The organism is Virgibacillus profundi, from assembly GCF_002287375.1.
Lineage (GTDB): Bacteria > Bacillota > Bacilli > Bacillales > Amphibacillaceae > Virgibacillus_K > Virgibacillus_K profundi.
In genome coordinates this window covers 1-26,511 of record NZ_NPOA01000020.1, presented here as the reverse complement: position 1 = coordinate 26,511, position 26,511 = coordinate 1, and the positions used below count along the sequence as shown (strand labels likewise).

Genomic DNA, 26,511 nt, shown 5'->3' with positions numbered 1-26,511 from the left:
GTGAATCTTATGATTTATAGTGCACCTCCAATCGATCGGGTATTTATTGAACTTGGTCCATTAACTATTTACTGGTATGGTGTTATTATTGCTATAGGCGCCTTTTTAGGATTATATTTGGCAACAAGAGAAACAGAACGTCTTGGTTTGAAAAAAGATTTAATGATTGATTTTATTGTATTCGCTATTCCTATTGCCATTATATGTGCAAGGATTTATTATGTTGTTTTTGAATGGGAACGCTATGCAGATGGCCCCTGGACAGATATATTTGCAATCTGGGAGGGAGGCATTGCGATTCACGGTGCGGTGATCGGTGGTGTACTGACAGCCATTGTTTATGCACGGGTGCAAAACATTTCCTTCTGGTTACTGGCAGATATCGTTGCCCCAAGTCTTATTTTGGGGCAGGCCATTGGGCGCTGGGGCAATTTTATAAATCAGGAAGCACATGGTGGGGCGATTTCAGAATCAGCCTACAATAGTTTTCATCAGTATTTGCCTGATTTTATTATGAACCAGATGACGATTGATGGCGTAATGTACCATCCGACATTTTTGTATGAATCCGTTTGGAATATTCTCGTGTTTATATTGCTGATTGTATTAAGAAAATATAATCCATTACGTGGAGAAATCTTCCTGAGTTATGCAATTACATATTCAATTGGACGCTTCTTTATTGAAGGAATGCGTACAGATAGTTTATATGTGGTTGGAGATCTCCGTGCAGCACAATTGATTTCCATCCTGCTTATTGTTGGTTCAATTATTCTCATTATTTATCGTCGTACAAAAGGGAATACAGTTAAATACGACCATATTGAAGCATCTAAAAAGAATAAAAATAAAAAGAAGAAACAAGGAAAAAAATCCAATAAGAAAAAATAATTGGCCTTCGCAGTACTACTTGAAATGAGGGAATTCAGATTGAAAGGAATTATGTATCGTGGCCTGCAGCAGGGCCTTAGCGTTACCTGGACGTTAAGTAAGGTTATTTTTCCAATTACATTGCTTGTTACAATTTTGCAGTATACGCCAGTACTGCCCTGGATCATAGATTTATTGACTCCTGTAATGGGGTTGCTTGGTTTATCAGGTGAAGCGGCTGTACCACTGGTATTAGGAAATTCTTTAAATTTATATGCTGGAATTGCGGCCATCGTTTCCTTTGATTTCACTGTTAAAGAAGTATTTATCATGGCAATGATGCTCTCGTTTTCCCATAATTTATTTATTGAATCAGCAGTGGCATCCCGTGTTGGTGTGAGCTGGTGGTTGATTTCGGGAATTCGTATCACACTGGCTTTAGTAGCAGGGATTATGATCAATCTTCTTTGGAACGGGGGAGCTGAGCAGGCAAGCTATGGATTTATTTCAGCATCCGATGTGGTACTTACCGGCTGGAGAGAAATTACACTTCAGGGGATACAAACTGCTGTTGTTGCAGTAGCGCAGCTGGCATTAATTGTTATCCCGTTGATGGTCGTCATGCAAATTTTGCGTGAAAAAGGCTGGCTAAATACTTTTTCAAATAAATTCGCTCCATTTACAAAAGTGCTTGGTATGGAAAGAAATACATCCATGACACTTGTGGCCGGTTTAACCATTGGTCTTGCTTATGGAGCCGGCTTAATGATCCAGGCAGTGAAAGAAGATGGGGTTTCGAGAAAAGATATGTATCTGGCATTACTATTCCTTGTTTCCTGTCATGCCGTTGTTGAGGATACACTAATTTTCATACCTTTGGGAATCCCGGTTTGGCCATTGCTCCTGATCCGTTTTGTTACGGCAGTTATTCTAACAATGACTGTGGCATTTATCTGGAAAAGGAAAGATTTGAAGAAAAGGAAGGATTTAACTCATGAGCAGCATTCGTACAATACTTTTTGATCTTGATGGAACACTTATAAATACAAATGAGCTAATCATTGCATCATTTAATCATACGTTTAAGCATTATAATTTAACCTATACAATGGAAGAAATAATTGAATTTAACGGTCCTCCGCTAATTGAGACATTTCAAAAGATTGATTCAAATCAGGCAGAAATGATGATTAAGACATACAGGGAACATAATCTATCCAATCATGATGATTACGTGAAACTCTTTCCAAATGTAACTGAAACAATCAAAAAGTTGAAGGATAATAATATTCAGCTTGGTGTTGTTACAACGAAAATGACGAAAGCTGTACAAATGGGATTAACGCTAACCGGGTTGGATGAGTTTTTTGAAACGGTAATAAAATATGAGGATGTAGTTCATACAAAACCACATCCTGAACCGGTAATCAAGGCGATGAATGAGCTAAATGCTACTGCGGAAACGACCTTAATGGTTGGCGATAATTCTCATGACATTGAAGCAGGGCAAAATGCTGGTGTTCAAACAGCAGGCGTTGCCTGGGCTCAAAGAGGGAAAGAATTTTTGCTGGAATATAATCCAACCTATATGCTGGAAGATATGCGTGATTTGCTGAAAATTACAGGAGTGTAAGCGATGCGGAGAACCGAACGATTTCGGGTGGAAAACTCAAATTCATTATGGCAAATATATAAAACAGTATCATTCTGGAAAGTTATGAAGAATTTTATGGTTATTCAATTGGCCAGATATACCCCTTTTTTAGGAATGAAAAATTGGTTGTATCGTGTATTTTTGCGCATGAAAGTTGGAAAACAGAGTGCATTTGCATTAATGGTTATGCCTGATGTCATGTTTCCGGAGAAAATAACGATTGGTACAAATAGTATAATCGGCTATAATACAACAATGTTAGCACATGAATACTTAATAAAAGAATACCGGATCGGTGATGTCATTATCGGAAATGAGGTATTAATCGGTGCCAATTCAACCATACTGCCCGGTGTGACAATTGGAGATAAAGCAGTTGTTTCTGCAGGTACATTGGTACATAAGGATGTTCCTGCTGGTTCCTTTGTTGGTGGTAACCCAATGAAGATCATTTATACAAAAGAAGAAATGGAAGAACGTGAAAGTACTTTTTCAAATAGAGAAGGTGAATCAACTTGAATATTCCAACAGGGGTACTTCCGGCAATTCGAAAAATGAAGGATTTTGAACGGGCATTGGAAACTTCAAATGAGTCTATCGTATTTCTGGAAACCCGGCTTTCCCAATTAAAAAGCCTTGTGGACTATACAAAACGGGCAAATAAAAAAGCACTTATTCATTTTGATTTAATTCAAGGATTAAAAGCGGACGAGTATGGTATGGAGTTTTTGATCAGAGAAGTAAAGCCTGATGGTATCCTTTCGACAAGAGGTAATGTGATCAGTATGGCAAAAAAACACAAGCTGCTTGCAATCCAACGTATATTTTTACTGGACAGTATAGCACTTGAGCATAATCTAAAGTTAATTAAACGATTTCAGCCGGATTGTGTCGAGGTACTACCTGGCTTAGTGCCAAGTATGGTTGAACATATTCGTACAGAAACGAATCTGCCTGTTATTGCAGGCGGGCTGATCAAGCAAGAAGAAGAGGTTAACGCAGCAATGAACGCTGGAGCAGTGGCAGTATCAACTTCAAATAGAGCCTTGTGGAGTTTTAAATAAGATAGGTGGGGATCATACATTGGTGTGGTCTTTTTCTTTCTAAAAGATTGAGATTACAGTTGCACGTTCCGTGGAGATTATAGAATAAATAAGATATAGCATTTGAAGGAGGTATTTTCATGGAAAAATATATTCTGGCACTTGACCAGGGAACAACTAGTTCTCGTGCAGTTATTTTTAATCATGATGGTGAAATAGTTGAAACAGGTCAAAAGGAATTCGAACAAATTTTTCAAAAACCCGGCTGGGTGGAGCATGATGCCAATGAAATCTGGACATCGGTGCTTGCCTGTATTTCTGATGTACTTAGGAAAAGCGATATTGATCCGGAGCATATTGCCGGGATAGGAATTACAAACCAGCGTGAAACAACGGTAGTATGGGATAAGCATACAGGGAAACCGATTTATAAAGCCATTGTATGGCAATCCAGACAAACTCAAGGAATTTGTAATGAGCTCCGTGAAGCTGGACATACTGATATTTTTAAAGAAAAAACGGGTCTGTTAATTGATCCTTATTTTGCCGGAACAAAAGTGAAGTGGATTCTGGATAATGTTGATGGAGCGAGAGAGAAAGCCGAAAATGGAGATCTTTTATTTGGAACGATCGATACATGGCTAGTATATAAATTAACAGGTGGCAAAGAGCATATTACAGATTATTCCAATGCCTCCAGAACATTGATGTACAACATATATGACCTGAAATGGGATGATGAATTGCTTGAAATTCTCAATGTTCCCGGTTCGATGCTGCCTGAGGTAAAACAATCCTCAGAGATATACGGAAATACCGTGAGCTATCATTTCTTTGGTCACGAAATACCGATAGCCGGAATCGCAGGAGATCAGCAGGCCGCATTGTTCGGACAGGCCTGCTTTGAAAAAGGAATGGCAAAAAACACCTATGGAACAGGCTGCTTTATGTTGATGAATACTGGAGAGGAAGGAATTAAATCCGAGAATGGTTTGCTTACAACCATTGCCTGGGGCGTTGATGGTAAAGTGGAATATGCTTTAGAAGGAAGTATATTTGTTGCAGGATCTGCCATTCAATGGCTTCGGGATGGACTGAAGCTAATAAACAGTTCTTCTGAGAGCGAGCCATTGGCAAAAGCAGTAGATTCAACGGACGGCGTTTATGTTGTACCGGCATTTGTTGGCCTTGGCACACCCTATTGGGATAGTGATGCTCGTGGTGCTGTTTTTGGCTTGACCCGCGGTACAAAGAAAGAACATTTTGTCCGGGCTACATTGGAATCACTTGCTTATCAAACACGTGATGTAGTCGATGTCATGAAAAAAGATTCCGGTATCGATGTAAAAAAATTCCGTGTTGATGGTGGGGCGGTAAAAAACGATTTTCTTATGCAATTTCAAAGTAACATGCTGGATGTACCTGTAGAGCGGCCTGTTATTAGTGAAACAACGGCATTAGGTGCTGCATATTTGGCAGGATTAGCTGTGGGATATTGGAAAAGTAAAGAAGAAATTGCCAGCCAGTGGAAGATTGAGAAAACATTTGAACCGGATTTATCAGAGGAAGAACAAAATAATTTATATGGTGGATGGAAAAAGGCTGTTAAAGCAGCACAGGCTTTCAAGTAGAATTACTGTACCTGAAGCTTAAGATATGATATATTTAATCTAAGTTAATATAACTTTGGACGGAGAATTGGAGAACCGCAACCCCCTAATGTGAAAAAGCATTAGTGAGTTTTGCGGTTCTTTTTATTTTCCATGAAACAGTCGAAACATACATGGGTCAGTCGGTTTTAGGGTATCTATATGTATAGACAATAGTGAAAAAACAGGGAGTGTAATGGAATGACTTTATTTTCGAGCTACAAAAGAACGGATATATTTAAAAAGTTAGAAAATAAGCAATTGGATGTATTAGTTATTGGTGGTGGAATTACAGGTGCTGGTATTTCCTTGGATGCAACAACTCGTGGTTTAAAAACGGGTCTTGTTGAGATGCAGGATTTTGCTGCGGGAACCTCCAGCCGTTCGACAAAGCTAGTCCATGGAGGGCTGCGCTATTTAAAACAATTTGAAGTTAAAATGGTTGCAGAGGTAGGAAAGGAACGGGCAATCGTATATGAAAATGGACCACATGTAACAACGCCGGAGTGGATGATGCTTCCATTTCATAAAGGAGGTAATTTCGGTCCTTTCACAACGAATATCGGCTTACGTGTATATGACTTTCTAGCGGGTGTTAAAAAAAATGAACGTCGTACCATGTTCAGCCCTGAAGAAGCTTTACAAAAAGAACCACTGATTAAAAAAGAGGATCTAAAAGGTGCCGGCTATTATGTAGAATATAAAACAGATGATGCCCGTTTAACGATTGAAGTGCTAAAAAAAGCAGTTCAAAAAGGGGTAACTGCTGTTAACTATGCAAAAGTTATTGATTTTATTTACGATAATTCCAATAAAGTAACCGGCGTAGTCACCCAGGATGAAATCAGTGGAGAAAAACATCATATTTATGCTAAAAAAATAATAAATGCTGGCGGCCCATGGGTTGATGATTTAAGAGAAATCGATGGATCGAAACAAGGGAAATCATTACATCTGACCAAAGGGGCACATCTGGTTTTTCCAAAAGAATTATTCCCATTGCAGCAGGCAATCTATTTCGATACACCTGATGGAAGAATGATCTTTGCAATACCCCGGGATAATAAAACATATGTAGGCACAACAGATACTACATATGATGGGGATATTGCCCATCCAACGCTGACAGAAAGTGACCGTGATTATTTGCTGGATGCTATAAATTACATGTTCCCTTCATTAAATATGAAAGCTGATCATGTGGAGTCCAGTTGGGCAGGACTACGGCCGTTGATTGCAGCGGAGGATACAGATAATCCAAGTGAAATATCCCGTAAAGATGAGATTTTTATTTCGGATTCCGGGTTGATCTCAATGGCAGGTGGGAAGCTGACTGGTTATCGGAAAATGGCTCAGGAAGCTATCGATACAGTTGTTAAGCAATTTAAAGAAGAGGAAGGAATTCTCTATTCCGGATCTGATACGAAACATCTGCCTATTGCCGGTGGTGAGGTTGGCGGTTCAAAAGGATTTGAACAATTCAAGGATCGTAAAGTACTGGAAGCAAAAACGTTGGGTATAGATGAAGAAACAGCATTGAGAATCATCCAAAGATATGGCGCAAATGTCGGTACGATTTTTGAAATATATCAAAATAAGCAGGATGATGCAGAAAAGGAAAGTATTGACCCAGTCGTTTTTGCAGAGCTTGTATACGCTCTGGAATATGAACTCACTTACAAACCCGCAGATTTCTTTGTAAGAAGAACCGGTGCATTATTTTTTGAAATTAACTGGGTGAGAGATCATAAAGAGCATGTAATTAATTATATGAGTAAAGCATTACAATGGACGGACGACCAAAAAGTGAATTATACAGAGGAATTAGATCAATTGCTCCATGATGCAGTGACACCTGTTAGAAAATGACTCTTTTTATAAGTTTTGTTACTTTTTAATCATCGCAGTGGACAGAAAATGCGACACCGTGAAAATTCATTTGCAAACGCTGGTTGAGAGCAGGAATTCGCTACGGAAACACATTTCGCGGACCTTAGGGCGGCTGGTGAGCCTCCTCGTGCTACGCACTCGGGGGTCTCACCTATGCCTTTCCTCCCGCAGGAGTCTTCAATGTGTTTCCTCCGCTGGAATTGTGCTTTAAAATTTAAAAAAAATTCTTGATTAATTTAAACAAATACTTGCACATTTATGCGGTTGTTTGGAGCGGAGGACCGTTGACTCCTGCGGGAAAAGCACGTGTCTGAAGACCCCGCAGAGTATTTTCTCGAGGAGACTGAAGCCGTGCCCTAAGGTCCGCAACGGTCCGCAGCGGAAAATAACCAAGCGCATACGTCGTAGTTTATATTTTTTATGACAAAACAGCTTGAATAATAAATGTTGCAGGTTTCTGGAGTTAAGCAAGCGATTCGGTTATCAAAGGCATCTAACACGTATCTTGCTTTTACGATATATTAAGCTAAAATACTATATTATTCCCCATACAAATATGATATAATTTGTTCGGATATAGCGAATTTTAGGGGGATATGCATGCAACAGGGAAATTTAAAATATAATAGTAAACAAAATAATGTTATCCCTTTTATTCCTGAAGGTGACTTTTATTTCACAAAAGGTGTAGAGGCTTTTCAAAAAAGAAAGTTTGACATTGCAATTAAATGGTTAAGAAAAGCGACAGAAGCTAAACCGAATGACCCATTATATCAATGCCAAATGTCAATTATATATACAGAAGTTGGAGCATATCATACAGCCAATCAACTGCTGACAAATGTACTGAAATCAGAAGAATATGTAGACTGCTATTACCTATTAGCGAATAATTATGCGCATTTAGGTTTATTACATGATGCCAAAAAATACGCACTAACATATCTTGATAAAGAGTCGGATGGCGATTTTTCCGAAGAAGCGGAAAGCTTATTGGATTTGATTGATATTGATGAAGATGACGAGAAAAGCGACTGGGATCTTGAGGATGAAGATGAACTTCTTATCTACCAGGAAACTGTCTTTTATCATATGGAAAACATGGAGTGGGAAAAAGCAATTCCACTCATTGAAGAAATGATGATCGTTTTTCCAGAACATAAAATGGCGAAGCATGATTATACGCATGCATTATTCTTTTCAGGAAATGAAGAGAAAGCAGTTGAAATGGAACTGGATATTATCAAGGAAGATCCTAATTCTTTATACAGCCATACTAATTTAGCATTATTTTATTATCAATTAGGGCAGAAACAGGAATATGAAAAAAATATTCAGGCATTACTAAACGTATATCCTATTCATGAACAGCAAAAGTTACGAATTGCGGTAACGATGGCAAGAACGGCATATTATAATGAAGCCTGCAATCGATTCCGGTCACTAAATAAAGGAACTGTAAAAAGTCATCCTTCTTATTTCAGATGGTACAGCATTGCTGCATTTCATCATGGTGAGCCTTCAAAAGCGCTTATCATATGGAAGGAAGGATGCAAAAAATTCCCCAACCTGGCTATGGAAGAAGTGCCTTGGCAGGAATAACGCAAGTAAGTTTCCGTAAAATAGCTTTTATAAGAGCAAGTTCAAAAGGGAGGATAAAAAGGACCGAGAAGTTCGAGGCGGTGTAGCTTTGAGCACCGGAACGTATGCAATTAATACGTGAGGAGCGAAAAGCAAGCCAACGAAGAAATTCGATGTGTCATTTTTACCGGACTTTTTGAACATCTTCTATAAGCATAATATTAGACGAAACTGACTCATTCTTATAAGCTTGAATATGGAAAAACAAAGTAGGAAAAGGGGCGATTAACATGTCCGAAGATCGTGTGTTGGATGTAATTATTGCAGGGGCTGGACCAGCTGGGATGACTGCAGCTGTTTATGCTTCCCGTGCAAATTTGGATACATTAATGATTGAACGTGGAATTCCGGGTGGTCAAATGGCTAATACAGAAGATGTTGAGAACTATCCTGGATTTGACCATGTTTTAGGACCGGATTTATCAAATAATATGTTTGAGCATGCAAAGAAATTTGGTGCTGAATATGCCTATGGTGATATTAAGGAAGTTATTGACCATGGGGATTATAAAACGGTTATTGCTGGTAAAAAGGAATACAAAACAAAAGCACTTATTATTACAACAGGAGCCCAATTTAAAAAACTGGGAATTGCCGGTGAAGAAGAACTGGGCGGTCGTGGTGTATCTTATTGTGCCGTTTGTGATGGTGCATTTTTTAAACAGAAAAATCTTGTTGTAATCGGTGGAGGGGACTCTGCTGTGGAAGAGGGTATTTATTTAACCCGTTTTGCCGATAAAGTAACCATTGTCCACCGTCGTGATGAATTACGTGCTCAGAAGATCATTCAGGAGCGTGCATTTGATAATGAAAAAATTGACTTTATCTGGGATACTGTAGTTGAAAAAATCAATGGACCTGATGGTAAAGTGAAGAGTGTTTCCCTTAAAAATAATAAAACAGGGGAAGCAAATGAATATCCAATCGATGGAGTATTCGTTTATATCGGAATGGTGCCATTAAGTGAGCCATTCAAGTCACTTGGTATAACAAATGGGGAAGGTTATATTCCAACGAATGAAAATATGGAAACGAATATCCCGGGAGTTTTTGCAGCAGGAGATATTCGTGAAAAAACACTTCGACAAATTGTGACAGCAACAGGTGATGGAAGTATCGCTGCAGAAGAGGCAATAAAGTATGTAGAAAACCTGGCAGAAAAACTAAAAGCAACAAATTCATAATAAATATGAATATTTTTTTACTTTAGTAACTGCTTTTTAACGCTGTTGTAACACGCTCGCAACAATTTTAGGGTACAATGTAATTAACTAATTGACCCCCTTTTAATAGATAGATTAGTTTCTTGCACAGGTGCATGGCGCCTGTGCCTTTTTTTGATTTTAAAACATAGAACCTGTCCTAATTTGTCGAGATACCACTGGGAAAATCTTATTCTTGTTGCTTCTGAATTTTTCATTGTATAATGGTAGTAATGATGCCTAAGATGATCGGGGTGAATGAGGTATGCAGCGAGTAACAAACTGCATAGTAATAGATAATAATCATGCATTATTACTAAAGAAACCACGGAGAGGCTGGTATGCAATACCTGGTGGGAAAATGGAGCAAGGAGAATCCATTAAAGAATCAGTCATCAGAGAATATAGAGAAGAAACTGCGTTAAGATTGCAGGATCCCGAATTAATAGGGGCTTTTACATTTTCGATTTATAAAAATCAGAGCATTATTCAGGAATGGATGATGTTTACGTTTATTTGTAAATCGTATGAAGGAAAGCTTACCGACTATTGTGAAGAGGGAGAACTGGAATGGATCCCGCTTGAAAATATAAAGAATTTGCCAATGGCGGAAGGGGACCGGGAGATCTATGAGCATGTTCTGACTTCCAAAGCTATTTTATATGGTGCTTTTTCCTATACAGAGGGTTATGAACTGCTGGAAGCACAATTAGATCCATTCAATAATTAATTAAAGATCTATATTTTTATACAAGGGGGAGATATGATGAGAAACGGAGAACAGGAAACAAAATTAGTAGTGATCACAGGAATGTCCGGAGCAGGAAAAACGGTTGCGGTTCAAAGCTTTGAGGATCTGGGCTATTACTGTGTAGATAATTTACCACCAACATTGCTTCCTAAATTTCTGGAGCTTATGAAAGATTCCACTAATAATATTCGTAAAGTAGCACTTGTAATGGATTTACGCGGACGTGAATTTTTTGATTCATTGTTTGAAGCATTGGATATTTTAGGAGAAGCAGACTGGTTACAGGAGCACATTCTTTTTCTGGATGCAAAGGATGAGCAGCTTGTCAGCAGATATAAAGAAACTAGACGGTCACATCCATTGGCTGTCGGTGGTTTGCCGCTTACCGGTATTCAGCAGGAAAGAGAGATTCTTGATGAGCTTCGGGGAAGAGCACAGCGAATTATTGACACAACCGATTTGAAACCGAAGGAATTACGTGAGAAAATGCTGAAGATTTATACGGAGAAAAAACAGGAAATCTTTTCTGTTCATATGGTATCATTTGGCTTCAAATATGGATTGCCGATAGATGCAGATTTGGTATTCGATGTTCGATTTTTACCAAACCCTCATTATGTTACACATCTACAGCCACTAACCGGCTTAAATAAAGAAGTGTCTTCCTATGTATTTAAATGGTCTGATACGGAAAAATTTAATGAAAAGGTACTGGATCTATTACGGTTCATGCTTCCGCAATATAAAAAAGAAGGCAAATCACAGCTGGTGGTAGCAATTGGCTGTACAGGTGGACAGCATCGTTCGGTAGCACTTTCGGAGTACTTTGCAAAAGAACTGTCTTCAGGTTATACAACCCATATTACACATCGCGATATTGATAAAAGAAAGGGACATTAATTATGAAACAGGAAAAGCAGCCACGTGTCGTCGTTATAGGTGGTGGAACTGGAATGCCGGTTCTCCTACGCGGTTTAAAAAACCTGCCAATTCATTTAACGGCACTGGTTACTGTAGCTGATGATGGTGGTAGTACCGGAAGACTGCGTAGTGAAATGGCAATACCTGCACCAGGGGATATTCGTAATGTGATTGCTGCATTATCTGATGCAGAACCGATGCTTGTAGAGCTTTTTCAGCATCGATTTGTAGCTGGCAATGGATTATCAGGCCATTCGATGGGAAACCTGCTGCTTGCAGCCATGACATCGATTACGGGTGACTTTTATACAGGTATAAAAGAAATTTCACGTGTACTCAATGTGAAAGGAAAGATTCTCCCGATTTCAAATGAGAGTATGTCTTTACATGCAAAAATGGTGGATGGTTCCATTATATCCGGAGAATCCAATATCCCACTTTCGAATAAACAAATAGAGCGTGTATTTCTAAGTCCACAGCCTGTCGAGCCACTGCCAAACGCTATACGGGCTATTAAAAAAGCTGATTTAATTGTTATATCTCCAGGTAGTTTATATACAAGCATTTTACCAAACTTGATTATCCCTAAAATTGATGTTGCGATTAAGGAATCAAAGGGCAAGGTCATTTATGTTTGTAATGTAATGACTCAAGCTGGGGAAACAACAGATTATACAGCATCAGATCATGTGAAAGCCATAAGTAATCATATTGGTGAGGGATGTGTTGGCGGTATCGTTGTCCACAATGAACCAATTAAAAGATCAGTGCGTGCAGTATATGCAGAAGAAAATGCCGAGCCGGTAATTTATGATACAGAACGTTTATTAGACATGGGACTCGAAATTATTGAAGGAGATATCATCAATCATTCCCAATCCACATTAAGGCATGATACAAATAAAATTGCCAAATTACTTTATTCTATTATGAAAACAAATTAGAAGGCCAGGCACTTGCCCGTGGAAAAAGAGTATATTTCCATTCGGCATAAGATAGAATTAGTTTAACTAAAAACAGTAAAGGAGGGAAAAAGGAATGTCCTTTGCTTCAGAAATAAAGAAAGAATTAACTACGATAGAATTAGATGATTGCTGCACACAGGCTGAGCTTGCTGCATTAATTCGGATGAATGGAGCTATCTCCTTATCGAGACATGATTATACATTAGATGTCCAAACAGAAAATGCAGCGATTGCACGAAGAATTTATACATTGATCAAATCGATTTATACGTTTCCGGTTGAACTGCTTGTCCGCAAAAAAATGAAATTGAAGAAAAATAATGTATATATTGTTCGTTTAAAGAAAGGTGTGGGTGACCTCTTATCTGAATTGGACATTTTACAGGAACCTTATAAATTCAATCGGACAATTTCCCAAAAGTATCTGGCAAAAAAATGCTGTAACAAATCTTATTTACGTGGAGCGTTTTTAGCTGGTGGATCAATCAATAACCCGGAAACATCATCCTATCATTTGGAGATTTCCAACTTTTATCATGAACATAATGAAGCATTATGTGAATTATTAAACAAGTTTGATCTTCGTGCACGGGCATTGGAACGTAAAAATGGATACATTGTTTATATAAAAGAAGCAGAAAAGATCACTGAATTTCTTAATATCATAGGTGCCCATAATGCCCTGTTTAAATTTGAGGATGTACGAATTGTTCGCGATATGCGTAACTCTGTTAATCGGCTGGTGAATTGCGAAACAGCAAATTTGAATAAAACAATTGGCGCTGCTTTTCGCCAAATTGAAAATATTAATTTGATCGATGAAACCGTTGGGCTTGATCAACTTCCGGAAAAATTACAGGAAATAGCCAAGCTGCGTGTACAGCATCAGGACGTTTCATTGAAAGAGTTAGGTGAATTGGTTACCACTGGGAAAATTTCCAAATCCGGTGTGAACCACCGCTTGAAAAAGATCGATGATTTTGCTGATAAACTCAGAAGTGGTGGGGCATTAGAGAGTAAGTAATATTTTGTGTAATCATTTAATTAAAGTTAAATACATGATATAATTATTTTGTGAATTAATTTACTATTTTAATGATATCTCATATCGGCAGTAATGGCTGTCCTAATGGATTACCATCGCTGTCGATTATAATTATTATGTTTTGGTAGCGTTTACGTTAATTGGAGAGGATGAGCGAATTGGTTGAGAAATCCGTCAAAATCGAACTGGATACAGGCTTACAAGCAAGGCCAGCTGCGCAATTTGTTCAGGAGGCAAATCGTTATTCTGCACATTTGTTTCTTGAAAAGGATGGTAAAAAAGTAAATGCAAAAAGTATTATGGGGCTGATGAGTTTGGCTATAATCAAAGGAGAAGTTATTACAATAACCGCTGATGGCCCGGATGAAGAAATAGCATTAAATCATTTAATGTCATTTGTTTCAAATCCATAAAAAAATCCCTTTCATTTTTATGAAAGGGATTTTTTGTTTACTTATCTGTATTACGTCTTAAAATTTTATCAATCAATCCATATTCTACAGATCTTTCAGCTGTCATAAAGTTATCACGTTCTGTATCCTGTTCAACTACTTCCAGTGGCTGACCTGTTCTCTCGGCAAGAATTTGATTCATTTTCTTCTTCATTTCAATAATGCGTCGTGCATGGATTTCAATGTCGGTTGCTTGTCCTTGAGTTCCGCCTAATGGCTGATGAATCATTACTTCACTGTTTGGAAGTGCAAAACGTTTTCCTTTTTCACCAGCAGCAAGCAAAAATGCTCCCATAGATGCTGCCATACCAGTACAAATGGTTGATACATCAGCTTTAATGAACTGCATCGTATCAAAAATAGCCATACCTGCTGTGATAGAACCACCTGGTGAGTTAATGTACAATGAAATATCTTTGTCCGGATCTTCTGCTTCAAGGAATAATAATTGTGCAACAATTGAGTTTGCTACATTATCATCAATTCCACTGCCAAGCATGATGATACGGTCTTTCAGTAAACGTGAGTAAATATCATAGGCGCGCTCTCCACGGTTCGTCTGTTCAATAACTGTAGGTATTAAATTCATGTTTAAAATCCTCCCTTATTTCGAATACGTTCATCCATAATTATTGGATCTATTTTTATCATAACTAAAAGGTCAATGAAGGTCAAACAAAAACGGTCAACAATTTTCTAATCAAAACATACTTCTTATTTTTCCCAACTATCCAAAAAATAAACCTGCATAAAAAAAGACAAGGGTAATCATTTTCTTTAACCCATGCCTTCCTATTTAAGCGCGCCCAGAGGGATTCGAACCCCCGACAAACCTGGTACCGGAAACCAGTGCTCTATCCGACTGAGCTATGGGCGCATTATTTTATTCACAAAGAATATTATAACGCTTGTACAGTATTTATACAAGTAATTTCAGGTGGGAAATTTTAAACTCCGTATGAAATGATATCAATAAGTACAAAAACAAGGAATATTGTCCCTTGTTTTTGAATATATGCCTATGTTGTTTTTAATGAGTCAATGATGGCATCCGCAGCTTCCTCCGTATCCAAATCATCAGTTTGAATTTTCAAGTGGTTTTCCTTATAAATAGGTTGTCTACTATAATAAAGTTCCTTGATTTCATCGATAGATTTCCCTTGCAGTACGGGACGACTGTCAATTAGTAAAGCAATTCTCTCTTTCCAGGAGTCCCACGTTAAATCAAGAAAAACCACAATGCATTCAGCTAAGCAGATATCCCGAATTTCCTTTTGTAAAAACGCACCACCACCAACAGAAATGACTTTAAACTTTTGCATGGAAAAGTGTTCAATCATATCTTTCTCTTTTTTTCGGAAAGTCTTTTCTCCGTATCTTTTAAAAATATCTGAAGTCGGCATGTGGTATTCTTTTTCAATTTTTTCATCAATATCAATAAATTCTCGTTGCAATTTCTTTGCAATAGCTTGGCCGATAGTAGTTTTTCCCACCCCCATAAAACCAATCAGAACAATACTTTTTTCTTTTAGTGGAACATTATTCATCATCTTTATCCTCTTTTCAATCCAGTAATATTTCTTTTTTAAATAATAAAAGTATAATAGTATAAAAGATATGCTACCTTCAAAGGAGAGTTATTGCAATGAACAGGATTCAAATAAAAAATATCAAAATAGGTGAAGGACCTCCTAAAGTTATTGTACCTTTAATGGGGAAAAATGAAATAGAGTTAATGGAGGAAGTTAAAGAAGTAATAATATTAAAACCGGATATTGTAGAGTGGCGAGCAGATGTTTTTGATAGTGTAGAGAATTTGGAAGTAATCAAAGGGATACTTTCATTGTTAAGAGAACAGCTTTCAGAGATACCAATACTTTTCACTTTCAGGAGCCACAGGGAAGGCGGAAATAAACAGGTTACAGATCTATATTATCATGAACTGCTTTCAACTGCCATACAATCCAATTTAATAGATCTTATTGATATAGAATTGTTTTCACAGGAGGAAAATTTAAAAGATCTTATGCAAAAAGCTAAGGACAATAATGTTTACGTTATTATGTCCAATCATGATTTTGAGAAAACTCCGGCAAAAGATGAGATTATTAAAAGACTCAGATCTATGCAAGATTTAGGTGCAGATATCCCGAAAATTGCTGTAATGCCAACAAATATAAGTGACGTACTAACACTGCTTGAAGCTACGGATATCATGAGATCAAACTATGCAGATCGTCCGATTATTACAATGGCAATGGGAAGCTTAGGTGTTATCAGTCGAATAGGAGGAGAAGTCTTTGGCTCTGCTGCAACATTCGGTATTGGAAAACAAGCCTCTGCACCAGGTCAAATAGCTGTTGACGATTTAAGAGATGTATTGAATATTATCCATAAAGCACAGTAAGGCTGAAAGGTGTTCTCAGCTTTTCCTTGTATTGTGAAACTATCATGTGGTTTTAGCCGTACTACATTTAGGAGGTCTAAAAGCATGAAAAAATTTCTAACTGCAATTATATTGCTGTTTTTATTATTCATTATAACAGCCTGTTCAGAAGAGGATTCATTTTCAATTGATAATGTAACCATTGATGCACGTATTGCCGAGGATGGAGTTATGCATGTTCGGGAAGTTTTTACATATACCTTTAATGGTTCATATGAAGGAATGACCCGTTCAATCGAGTCAGATGTGTCTAATTTTAATGCATATCTTACAGAAAATAATGATCCAACTATTTCAACAGAAAGTCTTGACTCTCTGACAACTGAGGAAGAAGATGGAGCATTTAAGATTTATTCTGATTCAACAGATGAAACGAAGCAGGTAATGTATAGCTATCAAGTGGAAGGTTCTGTAAAGAAATATGCAGATGTAGCAGAGCTGGAGTATGCCTTTTTTGATGAGTCCAATGAAACAGATTTAAATAATGTGGAAATTTCCATTCATACACCAGCACGTAATGTAACGGATGCAACACATTACTTTCTGCATGAAGATAAAACAGGAAAAATTACGGCAATGGAAAACGGTATTCACTATACAAACTCAGTGTTGAATGCTGGTGAAACCTCCATGATTCGTTATATCTTTCCTGCAGAACGGCTCGGTGCTATGGAGCTGGATAAAGATAAGATGATGGAAGAAGAGATATTAGCAGAAGAACGTGAATTGGCTGAGCGGGGAGAAAATCTTCAGGCAAATATGGAAAAAGTTGTTCCAATCCTGTGGTTATTATTAGGTGCTGTTATAGTAGCAACAATATTTTTACTTATTGTACATCCTAATCGCTATCGCGGTGAAAGAAGCGTAGATGGATTGCTGAGAACACTTGAAAAGACAGACCCATTATTTGTTAAATATCTGAATGGGTATTTACAATTACCGAATGAAAGTTTTATTGCCGCATTGTTTTCTTTAAAACAGCGTGGGGTCATAAGCCTTGAAGAAGTCCCATCAGAATTAAAAGAAAAAGATAGTACATTCCGTTTTACCTGGATCAAAAAAGATGCTGCGATTGATATGGCTGACACTTACTTGAGAAACTGGATATTTACGGAAAAAGATAAACATGGCAATTATTTTCTATTGGAAACCCTTCTTGATAATGAAGAAGAATCGGATGAAGTAAAAAAAGAAAAAGCAGAAGAATTTCAAAGTAATTTTGATAAATGGTCCGGTTTGGTAATGGGTAGAGAAAGTTTTCAGGATCTGCGTAATCCGTTCAAAGGATTCCCGTTCTTCTCCATTCCTTTGGTAATTAGCTCATTTGGCTTGTTTTACTATTTTACGACAATTGATATACTCAGCCCAACTGAACAATGGGTGTTGCCTGCAATAGTTGGGGTATTAGCTGTTGTCAGTTTACTATTTAACAGGAATAAATTTGTACTGGCAGGTTATTATTTTATAACTTTATTGATAACAGCCATTGGATTCACTTTAACAAATGCAGTTATTCTAACATTGATTTTCTATTTCCTATCACTCATGGCGCTATTGATTGTGCCTGCATATTATTGGAGAAAAGATATAAGAAGATTGAAATATGCGATTAAAACAGGGCATGCTTCATTCAAAAATAAACGCTATCCAATTGGTTCTGATCCAAATAAAATAGAGCGCAGACTTGAGTACGCAATTATTTTAGGAGCTGGAGAAAGCTACGGCGAACAGTGTGGAAAAGTGGATGATGTTGCTCAATTAAAAGCATATTATCCATTATTAAATAATCCTGTTTATGCAACAACTGCTTTCAGTACAAGTAATCTTGCCCTATACACGGTTGTAGTTCAAAGCTCCAGCAGTACAACTACTACTTCCTCGACTGGTGGCGGGGGAGCAGGTGCATTTTAATAAAACGGGAAAGGGACCAAAATCTCTTTCCCGTTTTTTTTACAGCCCGAACAACATACCGATGAGAAATAAAAAACTAAGCAACCAGTGATGCTGTGCAGCTAATTTCATTGCAGCAATTTCCTCTGTACGTTTTGCGTTTTTTCGAAATGACCAGCGAAGTCGAATGGCCAGTGGAAGAGTGAATAAAGTAAGTCCTGTGGTCCAGGTAGTAACTTGGAAAATAATTAATAATATAATAGATAAATAGGTAAGGCCTAGCAGTAATGTCAAGAATTGGACTGCTTTTGCTTTTCCCATCTTAATTACAACAGTACTTCGAAATTCCCGGTCTTTTTCAATATCCCGCAGATTGTTTGTGAAAATCATTGTGGCAATTGCTAAAGCAAATGGGATTGCTACTGCGAGAATTTGAATGCTTAAAGAATTACCCTGGATAATATAGGCAAGACTTGCCGGAACTAGACCCAAAAAGATGGCTGCTACAGCTTCTCCCAAACCGATGGAAGAAAAGGAATGTCTGCCTGCAGAGTATGCATATCCTGCAGCTATGCCTGCTATTCCTATTAAAATAATCCAGAAACTGCTATTTAGTGCTAACCATAAGCCGATTATAGTTGCCAGCATTAATAGAGAACCTGCAGCGTATGGAATAAGGTGGTGTGCAGGTCCGTGACCCGATTCCGGTTTATTTGAATTTGCCGTTACCCATTTATTCTGATCCTGGCCGCTTCGGAAATCAAAGTAATCATTGAACATATTGGTTGCGGCTTGAATCAGTAATGTGGCCGTTAGCATTGCTAATAATATATCATAACGAATAGAACCATTATATGCAGCAAGTACGGTCCCAGCTAAAATGGGGCTGATCGTACCTGTGAATGTCAAGGGACGTGTGAGGTGGAACCAGGAAAACCGATAATAAAATCTGTCATTGCTTAAATTATCAGCAAAATGTGTTCTTTTTACTTCCATTATTAAACCCCCTTTATCCTTGTTACACTAAGCATACAACTTTAATAAACTTTAAAATGTGATATATATCACGTAAATGATAAATTATAAATTTAAATGTTCACAAAAATGTTATTAATTTCTCCTCTAAAAATTGACCTGCATCAATTAATTTTTTAGATAAATACCTCATAATGGAAGCAGGTGGAATTATATCAGATTCCATCTTCATCAAAGATGTGAATTTTTTCGCTTCTCAAGGTTTATCTGATGAGGAGAGGTGGTATGAGGAAAGTAAATATAATGATTACTTCAATTGTTCTGGTGCTTGTACTGATTCTGGCAGTATTGGGGTTTAAAAACTCTGATTACAGAACAAAAACCCTGGAGGAGACCCTTGATGTTAATCCTGAAAACATAACAAAAGTAATGTTAAGTAATCCCATTAACAAAGGCAGGTACAAAAGTACAAGGAACAAAGATAAAATTGAGATTTTTATCAATCATTTTGACCAGGTGAATTTCAGGAGACTCACGGGTGATCAGTCCACATACATGCCAATGCGTGCAAGTATGATTTATTTATATGAAGGTGACAAGGTGGACTTTATCGTACCATATGAAACAGAGGCTATGATCAGTCATAAGGTTTATGAAATAAAAAATGGTAGGGTTAGGAATACCTTTATTATAGATTTTTACAATTCAATAAAATAACAACAGCGAACAGTGCCTCTGCATTGTTCGCTGTTGTTTTATCCCTAATCCCCCATTTTCAATAACCACTCACGCAGTTTCGCTTTTGGAAAATATACTTTTCCATTTAACTTTACATGGGGCACATCGGGATGCTCACTTATTAATAGACTGGCATCTTCTTTGGAAGTACCCAGAAAGTGATGTACATCTTTTTCCTTAATTAACTCATGCTCATCGTCTTCATTGAATAAATTATTTATCAGGTCCTTACCATCCGCATTTTTAAAATTTTTGAGTCCCTCACCTATGAAATATCCCGCTGCTGCAATTCCAAATGCTATTGCAATGTAACCAATAGGAAAAACTTCCAATTTACTCCCCCCTAAATGCTTTTAAATAATAGTTTAAATTATTACACAAATTCACGCAATTAATTGTATTAAATACGCTAGACATTATATAATAAAGACAGCAGAAATATATCAAATGAGGTGTATATATGAAACTGGTAAGCTACAAATTAAGGAATAGCCCAGGAGATTACAGAATAGGCTGTATGTTTGAAGAAAAGGTTATTGATCTTCAGGACGCCTATCGTAAATTGTTACTATCAAAACAGGAAAAAGATTCTAACACAATTGATCACATTTTCCCAGCAAGTCCGGAATCATTTTATTCTATTGGTTCAAGTGTTATTGCTAAGGCAAGAGAAGCCTATGACTACATAAAGGAAAACAATGAGGAGGATGTTTTTTTAACTAAGGAAGAGATTATTTTAGATACACCAAACCCCAATCCTTCAAAAGTAATCTGTGTGGGCAAAAATTATGCTGATCATGTGGCAGAAATGGCTAGTGATATCCCGGAATTCCCGGTTCTATTTGCTAAATTTAACAATGCTATTATTGGTCCGGATGATGCTATTGAAAAATCCTCTTTTACGAAAAAACTGGATTATGAGGTTGAATTGGCTGTTGTAATTGGTAAGGAAGCTTCACATGTTAGTAAAGAGGATGCTTTAAATTATATTGCCGGTTACACAATTGGAAATGATATCTCGGCACGTGACCTGCAAAAACGTACACCACAATGGCTACAGGGGAAAACCTTGGACCGCAGTACACCAATCGGGCCATGGGTTGTTACGATAGATGAAATTGAAGATCCTGCCAGTCTATCCATTCGTTCCTATGTAAATGGGGAAGAACGGCAATCTTCGAATACGAGTCATTTAATTTTCGATATTCCTTATTTAATTGAATTCATTTCCAATCTAATTACATTGAAGCCAGGAGATATTATATTAACAGGAACCCCTGATGGCGTTGGTTTCGCTATGAAGCCACCACAGTTTTTGAAAGATGGGGATGTTGTAGCATTGGAAATTGAGAAGATTGGACGGATGGAGAATAGGGTGATTGAGGGGTAGGGATCTAATGCAGCAATACGTAATGAAATATAGAAGAGAAAAAATAAAAATGCAGGAGTAAGATTTCTCCTGCTAACTGCCCCAACTCCCTATTAGATGGGCTATCGACTAGTTAGCAGTACGACTACTAGTCACCTTATACATATTAGTTTCGCAATTTAAAAAGTCAAGAAAAGCCATGGTTAAAAGAAGGTAATATATGCTGATAACATAAATAAGATAAGGAAAATAACTAAATAGATGGTTTCTCTTTTTTTATTTACATTGTCAAATAAAAGTATTTTAAACCATAGGTAAATGATCACAAAAACTGAAGTAATCAACAATGACATTCCCGATGGATCGAATTTGTTTAGGTACTGAGAAAAAATGGTATATAGGATTAGGTATGATAATAAAAGAATCATTCCTTTAAAAGAAGAATTCAAATTAAAAAGTTTTTTAAGAATATCCATTTTGCTTACGTCATTACCTCCTATATTAAAAATATCAAAACCTAATAGGGGAAAAGACAATTCTACTACCACCTACAATTTCTATAATGTCTAGTAGTTGTCCCTGAAAAGCCAGTATAATCAGGGTATTTATAAATTAGTACACTATCTTTTAATTCACATGTGTCATCGACATTATAAAATGTTCTTGCATCAAACCAAACATCATGAATACCAGAACCAATCATATTTGCTGCTACATCTGCAACATAACCCACTACTACTCCAGATATTGCATTACCTAATCCTGCTGGTTCTACTACTAGTATAAATCTCAAGTTATTAAGAATCAACAAAAAATTAAAAAGAGGGTATTAATTTAGACTTATTTTAATATTTATCATATAGAATATTGAAAGAATAAAAATGAATCTACTTTTTTCCCAGACTATTGAATCGCTCTCAATTCGTGTCATTCCATCTCCATTTTGAATCAATGTATATCAGCACTTGACACAAACAATATACATGAGGGATTTTTTTATTTTGATCGGATATGATAAAATCATGTTGACATGTCGAAAGAATTTAATGAAAAAATGTTAAAAAAATGTCCATCTGATGCGAAGAATCCGAGAGATTCCCTTCCCAAGATCAAATGCCGCAAACAATTCAACAAAACGGCTAATAGAACCCCTTGTTATATGGACGAGTCACATTTTCTAAAAGAATATGTAATGTGTAAGTTTAGAATTTACTCAGATATTTAGTTATATTGTGATATGACAAAAACATAATACTAAATTATACTAGGGGTGATATTATGGGTTTAATTGAGTCTTCAGAAGAGCTTATGAAATACATTTCAGATATGAATCGTGATAATTCTGTTATTCAGTTTTCTATACTAGGGAAGGGCAAATTCACATTAGTGTTACAGGAAGAATCAGAACAGTCGATTAAAGCAGATATAGAAAGAAACCCACATCTTGGGCAAATGATTCGGGAAAGTCAGAGTGCGTATGAGGAAGGAAAAGGTATAACGACTTCGGAGTTGTTAAAATCTCTTTCTGAAAAGGATTTCGAATAATGGGCCGACTTGATGTCATTTGGCCCCCAGTTGTAAGAGAAAAACTTTCACAATTTAGGAGCGACCACTTTACATTTTTGATGGTTATGAAGAATACTGGTTTTTAACAGAAGTTGACGGGCATGTGTACGAAGTTACCTTTGATATCGCCTTTGAAGCTTTAGAGTATGATGAATTGCTTGACAGTTATTTAAATGTAATACCAACATTTGAGCTTACAGATGTAAAGGAATAGCAATTAAACTGACGGAATAAATAGTAATAACAAAAGGGGTGCTTTGATGGAAATAAGGTTTAAAAATATAACTATTACGGAAAAGCATATCTTTAACTTTATCTCAATAGCAGTGATTTTAACTTTAATATTTCAATTGTATTTGAAGTTTGTTGCTAAGATAGAGGTGAAATTTAAGCCATTAATTTTTACTACTTCTATGTTATTTTTATGGTTTTATTTGTCCAAAAAGGAGAAATCTGCTGAAGATAAGTAAATTTTCCATTTTTAAGTAACTACTGATGCAAAATTTCAAGAGGGGGAGCTCTTCCTATCGCTTGTTTCAGCATCTTCTTCAAATCAAAACGAAAGATGTACAGTGTTACATATTGAAATTTAAGATTAAAAAACCACCCTTAGTGGTTTTTTAATCTCGCATTGCACCTGCCTCTCGGGAAGTCATTGCACCTTGTCCTTCGCTTATATCTTTCTGAATTTCCTGTTTTACCTTCTTCGCCTCCGTCCCGGCGAATCCCGGCTTCATACTGGAACTCGAATTTTTTTTATCTTGTTTATCTTTTTGCATACAAATCCTCCTTCATTTCCTGTTTAACAATCTTATTATTTACAAGAAAGCATTTAATATAACCCGAATATTTAAGCGAATTAACTTCAAGGGTACTTTAACAGAAGAAGGAAGTTATCTTTTTCATGCAACAAGGAATTTTGATGGGTTGGGAAAAATAGGAAATTTTGTATTAAAATGTGAATCATGAAAGGGGGAGTTAATATGAAATATATAATCTTAATATTGGTAATAGCCTCATACCTGTTGGCGTTCTCAATAAATTTGATGCCTGCATTAAAATATCCTGACTCACATATGAATATTCTCAACTCGCTTGTAACGATATTATTTATGGGCTTGTTACTAATGTACACTAAAAAAGGAAGCAGGATATTGAAAATATTTTCAATGTTAGGGGTTATATCTGGTGTAATTGTATTTGTCATTACCACATTTGAACACGCTATGATTGGTAATGGTATTCTAGATGTAATTGCATCAATACAGTATCCCTTTTACCTAATCTTTATCACGCCTTTATTTGGCGGTAATATTTTATTTGACCTAAGTTATGGGTCATACTCATTGTTGATGTCGCTGTTTTACGGGGGTGTATTCGGACTAACTGCTTATTTTAGAAAGAACTAAGCAAAGTTTGATTAAGGGGTTGAAGGAGGCGAGCTAGTTGAAAAAAGTATTATTATTTCTTTTAATAGTTTTGATCATAAGTGCTTGCGGTCAACTACAACAGAACAAAAATGAAACTTCCTTAGAAAAACAAGAAGGTATTATTAATGGAGGGGTAAGATGTTAGGATTACCAAAGGGAGCGGTTTTTTTAATACCCTGGACAGAGGATTGGGAACGAGAGTTTATATTGGAGAAAGAGAGAATACAAAATAAAATAGGAAATTATACAGTCGCTGTTCACCACATTGGAAGTACATCAGTGAAACATTTGAGTGCAAAACCAATTATTGATATAGCCATTGAAATCAATGATTTTAATGGGGGAGAATTTTGTATATCACCATTAGAAGAAATAGGTTATTCATATAAAGGGACGGAAATTTTACCTGATAGACATTATTTTAGTAAAGGTGAACCAAGAACCCATCAAATCCACATGTACCAAAGTGGGAACAAATATTTACTCGAACAGCTGAAATTCAGAGATTATTTGAGAAAGTACGATAAAGCAAGGGTTGAATATGAACAACTTAAACTTAAATTATCAAAAACAAATAAAAATAATAAACACAGATATGCAGAAGAGAAAACTGATTTTGTAAAATCGATCTTGGAAAAATTATAGATGATAACAATTTCATTTCAGCAACTTCTATCGTCATTGTGAAAAAATGGCAGTTTGGGTTGCATTGCACCATACTTCGTAATTATTAAAGGAGGTAAAATAGTATGAAAATCATTGTTACCAGTATATACGTACAAGATCAAGAAAAGGCACTGGAGTTTTATTCAAAAACCCTGGGCTTTGTGAAAAAACATGATGTTCCCACTGGAGAATTCAGGTGGATAACGCTTGTTTCTCCTGAGGATCAAGAAGGTACCGAGCTTTTGCTTGAACCGGATGACCATCCAGTCGCAAAAGAGTATCAAAAAAAGTTATTTGCTGAAGGTATCCCAGTAACAATGTTTGGCGTTGTAGATGTTCGTAAAGAGTACGAAAGATTATTGAAACAAAGCGTGAAGTTTTTTATGGAGCCGACAGAAATGGGCGAGTCTACCCTGGCAGTCTTTGACGATACATGCGGCAACCTGATTCAGATCATACAGCAGTAACTTTAGGATGAAATAAAAGTAACTCAAAAGGCAATCAGAAGTTTTTGATTGTCTTTTCTTTTGCTAATAATTTTAGGAATATTATGTTAATATTAAATAAAAGGCTGTTGAGCTATCTGGCAGATACTTTAAGAAGAAATTATTCCTTTTATACATGGATTTAAGGGGGAGAAAAAGTGAGAATAGTGTAAGAATCACTACGGTTTATTTTTATATTTTTTATACTTTCAGCAATTTTAGGTGGAATTACTCACCTGATTCTTTCAAGTATTGGTGTTAATGCAGAAAAATATGGTTGGACTGCACTGGCTGGTGTATTTATCTTAATTTTTGTTCTATATAGGAATAGAGGGTGGGGTAAGGTATTTAACCAAAAAATTCTCTGGACTTCTGTTATTCTTATTGTTCTCTTATCATTATTATTTCCAGATGTGTCTCCTGCACATTTACACACGACTAAATATGCCTATTCGTATGGTTTTCCATTTACGTTTCTAACATTATATATTGAAAATGGGACCAAATTCGTTATTCCAAATCTATTCTCTGGAGGAATTACGGGTTGGAATGTCGGTATGGGCATATTTGCAAACTTTATATTGTTCTATTTTTCTTTACGTTTCATCTTTAAAAACCTAACAAATAAAAAAACGGATTTTGTAAATAGAATAATGTAGATTGAAAATAATCGATTCCTTTTTAACGTTTTGTCGAAAGAAGTCTCTCACTTCAAGCGCGTGAAGGGCATATCCCGACGGTAAGGGGAGATGAATTTCGGTTGGTGATAGCCAAATATGCCTCATCATGATATAATGGGAACATATATTCTGGCGGAAGCGAGATGATTTGATATGGCTAAACAAAATAAAGCATATAAGTTT

General features: G+C 36.6%; 28 protein-coding genes and 1 tRNA gene. 23 read left to right on the top strand and 6 right to left on the bottom strand.

The window, feature by feature from the left end:
- Positions 1-9 precede the first annotated feature (9 nt).
- The 14 genes from lgt (at position 10) to CIL05_RS20340 (ending at position 14,044) form a co-directional block, all read left to right on the top strand.
- Positions 10-891: a prolipoprotein diacylglyceryl transferase gene (lgt, locus tag CIL05_RS20405; RefSeq protein ID WP_095657382.1), complete on the top strand. Its 882-nt coding sequence runs from the start codon at positions 10-12 to the stop codon at positions 889-891.
- A gap of 39 nt (positions 892-930) precedes the next feature.
- Positions 931-1,893 carry a nucleoside recognition domain-containing protein gene (locus tag CIL05_RS20400; RefSeq protein ID WP_095657381.1) on the top strand — a complete coding sequence of 321 codons (963 nt, stop codon included), beginning with the start codon at positions 931-933 and terminating at the stop codon, positions 1,891-1,893.
- Positions 1,865-2,503: a pyrophosphatase PpaX gene (gene ppaX, locus CIL05_RS20395; RefSeq protein WP_095657380.1), complete on the top strand. Its 639-nt coding sequence runs from the start codon at positions 1,865-1,867 to the stop codon at positions 2,501-2,503. The genes CIL05_RS20400 and ppaX overlap by 29 nt, the downstream gene beginning before the upstream one ends.
- A gap of 3 nt (positions 2,504-2,506) precedes the next feature.
- Positions 2,507-3,043, top strand: coding sequence for an acyltransferase (locus CIL05_RS20390; protein WP_095657379.1), 537 nt, complete (start codon positions 2,507-2,509; stop codon positions 3,041-3,043).
- Complete coding sequence (locus tag CIL05_RS20385) at positions 3,040-3,588, top strand: glycerol-3-phosphate responsive antiterminator (protein WP_095657378.1); 549 nt, start codon at positions 3,040-3,042, stop codon at positions 3,586-3,588. Before CIL05_RS20390 ends, CIL05_RS20385 begins: the two co-directional genes overlap by 4 nt.
- 119 nt (positions 3,589-3,707) lie before the next feature.
- Positions 3,708-5,198, top strand: coding sequence for a glycerol kinase GlpK (glpK, locus tag CIL05_RS20380; RefSeq protein ID WP_095657377.1), 1,491 nt, complete (start codon positions 3,708-3,710; stop codon positions 5,196-5,198).
- A 219-nt stretch (positions 5,199-5,417) separates the two neighbouring features.
- Complete coding sequence (locus CIL05_RS20375) at positions 5,418-7,085, top strand: glycerol-3-phosphate dehydrogenase/oxidase (protein WP_095657376.1); 1,668 nt, start codon at positions 5,418-5,420, stop codon at positions 7,083-7,085.
- A 621-nt stretch (positions 7,086-7,706) separates the two neighbouring features.
- Positions 7,707-8,708: a tetratricopeptide repeat protein gene (locus CIL05_RS20370; RefSeq protein WP_095657375.1), complete on the top strand. Its 1,002-nt coding sequence runs from the start codon at positions 7,707-7,709 to the stop codon at positions 8,706-8,708.
- A gap of 269 nt (positions 8,709-8,977) precedes the next feature.
- The gene (trxB, locus tag CIL05_RS20365) at positions 8,978-9,931 is read left to right on the top strand and encodes a thioredoxin-disulfide reductase (protein WP_095657374.1); all 954 of its coding nucleotides are present in this window, start codon (positions 8,978-8,980) and stop codon (positions 9,929-9,931) included.
- Positions 9,932-10,214: 283 nt separating this feature from the next.
- On the top strand, positions 10,215-10,679 hold the full coding sequence (locus CIL05_RS20360; protein WP_095657373.1) for an 8-oxo-dGTP diphosphatase: 465 nt from the start codon (positions 10,215-10,217) through the stop codon (positions 10,677-10,679).
- A 36-nt stretch (positions 10,680-10,715) separates the two neighbouring features.
- On the top strand, positions 10,716-11,600 hold the full coding sequence (gene rapZ, locus CIL05_RS20355; RefSeq protein ID WP_095657372.1) for an RNase adapter RapZ: 885 nt from the start codon (positions 10,716-10,718) through the stop codon (positions 11,598-11,600).
- Positions 11,601-11,602: 2 nt separating this feature from the next.
- On the top strand, positions 11,603-12,565 hold the full coding sequence (gene mgfK / locus CIL05_RS20350) for a gluconeogenesis morphogenetic factor MgfK (RefSeq protein ID WP_095657371.1): 963 nt from the start codon (positions 11,603-11,605) through the stop codon (positions 12,563-12,565).
- A gap of 94 nt (positions 12,566-12,659) precedes the next feature.
- Positions 12,660-13,610 carry a DNA-binding protein WhiA gene (whiA, locus tag CIL05_RS20345; RefSeq protein ID WP_095657370.1) on the top strand — a complete coding sequence of 317 codons (951 nt, stop codon included), beginning with the start codon at positions 12,660-12,662 and terminating at the stop codon, positions 13,608-13,610.
- A gap of 179 nt (positions 13,611-13,789) precedes the next feature.
- A complete protein-coding gene (locus tag CIL05_RS20340) occupies positions 13,790-14,044 on the top strand; it encodes an HPr family phosphocarrier protein (RefSeq protein WP_095657369.1) in 255 nt (84 codons plus the stop codon).
- 37 nt (positions 14,045-14,081) lie between these two features.
- On the opposite strand, the gene clpP is transcribed toward CIL05_RS20340, so the two are convergent.
- The 3 genes from clpP to CIL05_RS20325 all read right to left on the bottom strand — a co-directional run bounded on the left by clpP (position 14,082) and on the right by CIL05_RS20325 (position 15,633).
- Positions 14,082-14,672 (bottom strand): ATP-dependent Clp endopeptidase proteolytic subunit ClpP, encoded by a 591-nt coding sequence (clpP, locus tag CIL05_RS20335; RefSeq protein WP_095657368.1) that lies wholly within the window; start codon positions 14,670-14,672, stop codon positions 14,082-14,084.
- Positions 14,673-14,884: 212 nt separating this feature from the next.
- Positions 14,885-14,960, bottom strand: a tRNA-Arg gene (locus CIL05_RS20330).
- Between the two features lie 142 nt (positions 14,961-15,102).
- On the bottom strand, positions 15,103-15,633 hold the full coding sequence (locus tag CIL05_RS20325; protein WP_206207818.1) for a shikimate kinase: 531 nt from the start codon (positions 15,631-15,633) through the stop codon (positions 15,103-15,105).
- A 95-nt stretch (positions 15,634-15,728) separates the two neighbouring features.
- On the opposite strand from CIL05_RS20325, the gene aroD reads away from it, so the two are divergent.
- Positions 15,729-16,490 carry a type I 3-dehydroquinate dehydratase gene (aroD, locus tag CIL05_RS20320; RefSeq protein WP_095657367.1) on the top strand — a complete coding sequence of 254 codons (762 nt, stop codon included), beginning with the start codon at positions 15,729-15,731 and terminating at the stop codon, positions 16,488-16,490.
- An 84-nt stretch (positions 16,491-16,574) separates the two neighbouring features.
- Positions 16,575-18,440, top strand: coding sequence for a DUF2207 domain-containing protein (locus CIL05_RS20315; RefSeq protein ID WP_095657366.1), 1,866 nt, complete (start codon positions 16,575-16,577; stop codon positions 18,438-18,440).
- 39 nt (positions 18,441-18,479) lie between these two features.
- On the opposite strand, the gene CIL05_RS20310 is transcribed toward CIL05_RS20315, so the two are convergent.
- Positions 18,480-19,415, bottom strand: a complete 936-nt coding sequence (locus tag CIL05_RS20310) for a prenyltransferase (RefSeq protein WP_095657365.1) — start codon at positions 19,413-19,415, stop codon at positions 18,480-18,482.
- 264 nt (positions 19,416-19,679) lie between these two features.
- Here CIL05_RS20310 and CIL05_RS20305 point away from each other — a divergent pair, with 264 nt between their 5' ends.
- Positions 19,680-20,111, top strand: a complete 432-nt coding sequence (locus tag CIL05_RS20305) for a hypothetical protein (protein ID WP_095657364.1) — start codon at positions 19,680-19,682, stop codon at positions 20,109-20,111.
- 44 nt (positions 20,112-20,155) lie between these two features.
- On the opposite strand, the gene CIL05_RS20300 is transcribed toward CIL05_RS20305, so the two are convergent.
- On the bottom strand, positions 20,156-20,464 hold the full coding sequence (locus tag CIL05_RS20300; RefSeq protein ID WP_240510251.1) for a helix-turn-helix domain-containing protein: 309 nt from the start codon (positions 20,462-20,464) through the stop codon (positions 20,156-20,158).
- A 128-nt stretch (positions 20,465-20,592) separates the two neighbouring features.
- Between CIL05_RS20300 and CIL05_RS20295 the strand changes: the two genes are divergently transcribed.
- Positions 20,593-21,522 carry a fumarylacetoacetate hydrolase family protein gene (locus CIL05_RS20295; protein WP_095657363.1) on the top strand — a complete coding sequence of 310 codons (930 nt, stop codon included), beginning with the start codon at positions 20,593-20,595 and terminating at the stop codon, positions 21,520-21,522.
- Positions 21,523-22,779: 1,257 nt separating this feature from the next.
- Positions 22,780-23,046 (top strand): hypothetical protein, encoded by a 267-nt coding sequence (locus CIL05_RS20280; RefSeq protein WP_095657360.1) that lies wholly within the window; start codon positions 22,780-22,782, stop codon positions 23,044-23,046.
- Between the two features lie 641 nt (positions 23,047-23,687).
- Here the strand turns inward: CIL05_RS20280 and CIL05_RS22375 are convergent.
- On the bottom strand, positions 23,688-23,846 hold the full coding sequence (locus tag CIL05_RS22375) for a hypothetical protein (RefSeq protein ID WP_165769184.1): 159 nt from the start codon (positions 23,844-23,846) through the stop codon (positions 23,688-23,690).
- Positions 23,847-24,050: 204 nt separating this feature from the next.
- Here CIL05_RS22375 and CIL05_RS20270 point away from each other — a divergent pair, with 204 nt between their 5' ends.
- From CIL05_RS20270 to CIL05_RS20260, 4 genes are all read left to right on the top strand, one after another.
- Positions 24,051-24,476 (top strand): hypothetical protein, encoded by a 426-nt coding sequence (locus CIL05_RS20270; protein WP_095657358.1) that lies wholly within the window; start codon positions 24,051-24,053, stop codon positions 24,474-24,476.
- A 37-nt stretch (positions 24,477-24,513) separates the two neighbouring features.
- Positions 24,514-24,642 carry a hypothetical protein gene (locus tag CIL05_RS22845; RefSeq protein WP_276245361.1) on the top strand — a complete coding sequence of 43 codons (129 nt, stop codon included), beginning with the start codon at positions 24,514-24,516 and terminating at the stop codon, positions 24,640-24,642.
- Positions 24,636-25,142 carry a GrpB family protein gene (locus tag CIL05_RS20265; RefSeq protein WP_095657357.1) on the top strand — a complete coding sequence of 169 codons (507 nt, stop codon included), beginning with the start codon at positions 24,636-24,638 and terminating at the stop codon, positions 25,140-25,142. Before CIL05_RS22845 ends, CIL05_RS20265 begins: the two co-directional genes overlap by 7 nt.
- Before the next feature lie 104 nt (positions 25,143-25,246).
- Positions 25,247-25,630 (top strand): VOC family protein, encoded by a 384-nt coding sequence (locus tag CIL05_RS20260; protein ID WP_095657356.1) that lies wholly within the window; start codon positions 25,247-25,249, stop codon positions 25,628-25,630.
- The last annotated feature ends 881 nt before the right edge of the window (positions 25,631-26,511 follow it).